Source organism: Mycobacterium sp. TH-M25, from assembly GCF_057473665.1.
On record NZ_JBYCLA010000200.1, the window covers coordinates 1 to 2,386 of the forward strand.

The 2,386-nt window shown below is 64.5% G+C and carries 2 protein-coding genes and 1 tRNA gene; 2 read left to right on the forward strand and 1 reads right to left on the reverse strand.

All coding sequences use genetic code 11. From position 1 onward, the window contains the following. Positions 1 to 1,673 (forward strand): DNA primase (locus tag AC2VOU_RS06695; protein WP_486956662.1); only part of this gene is annotated, 1,673 nt, incomplete at its 5' end. A gap of 13 nt (positions 1,674 to 1,686) precedes the next feature. On the opposite strand, the gene AC2VOU_RS06700 is transcribed toward AC2VOU_RS06695, so the two are convergent. After that, a complete protein-coding gene (locus tag AC2VOU_RS06700; RefSeq protein ID WP_047315107.1) occupies positions 1,687 to 1,944 on the reverse strand; it encodes a hypothetical protein in 258 nt (85 codons plus the stop codon). Positions 1,945 to 2,126: 182 nt separating this feature from the next. Between AC2VOU_RS06700 and AC2VOU_RS06705 the strand changes: the two genes are divergently transcribed. Beyond that, positions 2,127 to 2,199, forward strand: a tRNA-Asn gene (locus AC2VOU_RS06705). Positions 2,200 to 2,386 lie beyond the last annotated feature (187 nt).

Below are 2,386 nucleotides of genomic sequence, written 5' to 3' on the forward strand. Positions count from 1 at the left end.
CGGTCGAGATGCTGGCCGACCGGATTGGCCACACGATCACCTATTCCGGCCCGGCCACCAGCGTGCAGCGCGACCGCGGTAGTCGCAGCAGGCTCATCGCGGCCAACGCGGCCGCAGCGGAGTTTTATGCCGCCGCGCTGGAGTCGGACGAGGCGGCACCGGCTCGCCAGTACCTCACGGAGCGCAATTTCGATGCGCAGGCCGCCCGTCATTTCGGCTGCGGATTCGCGCCGTCGGGTTGGGATTCACTGACAAAACATCTGATACGCAAGGGTTTTGAATTCAAAGAGCTGGAGGCTGCGGGGTTATCCCGGCAGGGGCGCCGTGGCCCAATGGACCGCTTTCACCGTCGGCTGTTGTGGCCGATCCGCACCTCGGCGGGTGAAGTGATCGGGTTCGGCGCCCGGCGGCTGTTCGATGACGACCCGATGGAAGCCAAGTACGTCAACACACCCGAGACGCTGCTGTACAAGAAGTCGTCGGTGATGTTTGGCATCGACTTGGCTAAGCGCGATATCGCCAAGGGGCATCAGGCCGTTGTGGTCGAGGGCTACACCGACGTGATGGCGATGCATCTGGCCGGGGTCACCACCGCGGTCGCGTCGTGCGGCACGGCGTTTGGCGACGAACATCTGGCAATGCTGCGCAGGCTGATGATGGACGACAACTGGTATCGGGGCGAATTGATCTTTGTCTTCGATGGCGACGCGGCTGGGCAGGCAGCGGCGCTGAAGGCATTCGACGGCGACCAGCAGGTTGCCGGTAAATCGTTCGTCGCCGTCGCTGCCGATGGCATGGATCCGTGCGACCTCCGGCTGCGCTCCGGTGACCAGGCATTACGAGACCTGGTTGCTCGTCGCAAACCAATGTTCGAATTCGCAATTCGAAGTTTGATTCCCGACGGAATGGTTCTTGACGACGAACCGCAGGCGAAAGTGGATGCGCTGCGCAGGTCCGTTCCTCTGGTTGCTCGGATTAGGGACTATGCGTTGCGCGACGAATACGCGCGACGCCTGGCGGGCTGGACGGGGTGGTCGGACGAAGGGCAAGTACTTGCCCGAGTGCGCGAAGAGGCCAACCGACGTGGCGCGCCGGAACGCACCAGACGGCGCAGCGCGAGCGTTGAGCAGTCACCATCCGTGCCGCCGCCGAGTGTTCCGACCGAACACCCCGCCGCCCGTCCCGACCCACGTGACCCAACGCTGTGGCCGCAGCGTGAGGCGTTGAAATCGGCTCTGCAGTACCCGGCGCTGGCGGGCCCAGTGTTCGACACGCTGACCGTCGAGAGCTTCACTCATCCCGGCTACGGCGCCGTTCGCGCGGCCATCGACGCGGCGGGCGGGACGTCGGCCGGCATCACCGGAGCGCAATGGATTGACGTGGTCCGCCAGCACACCACATCGGCGCTGACCGCCGGTCTGATCAACGAGCTGGGCGTGGAGGCGATCCAGGTCGACGACGAGAAGCTGCCGCGCTATATCGGCGGTGTGCTGGCTCGCCTGCAGGAAGTGTGGATGGGCCGGCAGATCGCCGAGGTGAAATCCAAGTTGCAGCGCATGTCGCCGATTGACCAGGGAGACGAGTATCACGAGCTGTTCGGCGACCTGGTCGCCATGGAAGCCTATCGACGCAGCCTGTTGGAGCAAGCCAGCGGCGACGATCTGACCGCCTGAGGTGGTGTTGGCCTCAGTTCGCGCCGTTCGCCCGCCACTCAGCAGGGCGTTCGACAATAGTGGTCTGGTTGTCGATTTCGGTCAGGGTCACGAACCCCGCGTCAGGTGAGATCCGATTGGCGACCTTGCGGCGCCCGCCTTCGATCATCGACTTGGCAATGGGACTGCCGGTAAGCGCGCGATAGGTGCCGACAAGCTGCTCGTAGCGGCGGCGGCCAGCTTTCGCGCCCAGCACATAACCCAGTCCAAGCACGATGACATACCGGATCAAAACGTTCCTCCCACGACGGTGCGGCTGGCTCCATCCTGCCTCACGCGCCTGGGTGCGTGCGCGCCCAATCCGGCTAGTCGCGGTGGCCGACGGCTAGTGGCCTGGTCCGCTCTTGGGTTCGGGTGGGCCAGTACGCTAGAGTCGTCCCGCGATCTGCGCCATCGTTTGCGTGGACCGAGCGGTCCCCTGTAGCTCAATTGGCAGAGCATTCGGCTGTTAACCGAACGGTTGGAGGTTCGAGTCCTCCCGGGGGAGCAACGCTCCTGCTAGTGGTCTCGCCCGTAAGTTCGTCGGGCCCGTTCGCTGGGGTGTACAGACTGCGGTGGCAGCGCCGAAACGCGAAAAAAGTAGCGCTGAGCACAGTCTCGACGCCGCCAGCGCAGACTCGGCACCAGCGGCGTCTGGGAACAACCCCCGACGAACTTACGGGCGAGACCACTAG